This is a genomic window from Salmonella sp. SAL4457 (assembly GCF_046548235.1).
Taxonomy (GTDB): domain Bacteria; phylum Pseudomonadota; class Gammaproteobacteria; order Enterobacterales; family Enterobacteriaceae; genus Salmonella; species Salmonella enterica.
Genome location: NZ_JBGDZO010000755.1, coordinates 1 through 260 on the forward strand (window position 1 = coordinate 1; position 260 = coordinate 260).

Here is a 260-nt window from a genome sequence, read left to right on the forward strand (position 1 = left end):
GGTCATGAAGGCACCTCGCGGCTGAGGGGGAAGAGAAGATCGACGAAGCGTTCGGCGGTCGGCTGCGGCTCGTGGTTGGCCAGGCCGGCGCGCTCGTTGGCTTCGATGATCACGTAGTCGGGCTGGTCGGCGGCCTCGACCAGGAAGTCTAGGCCCACCACCGGTATTTCCAGGGCCCGCGCGGCCTGGATCGCGGCCTCGCGGAGGGCCGGATGGAGGGCGTCGGTGACGTCCTCGAGGATGCCGCCGGTGTGCAGGTT

1 pseudogene is annotated in these 260 nt (G+C 69.2%); it reads right to left on the bottom strand.

From position 1 onward, the window contains the following. Positions 1-2 precede the first annotated feature (2 nt). Positions 3-260: pseudogene (locus ACLJNW_RS26180) on the bottom strand (N-acetylglutaminylglutamine synthetase); the annotation flags it as partial.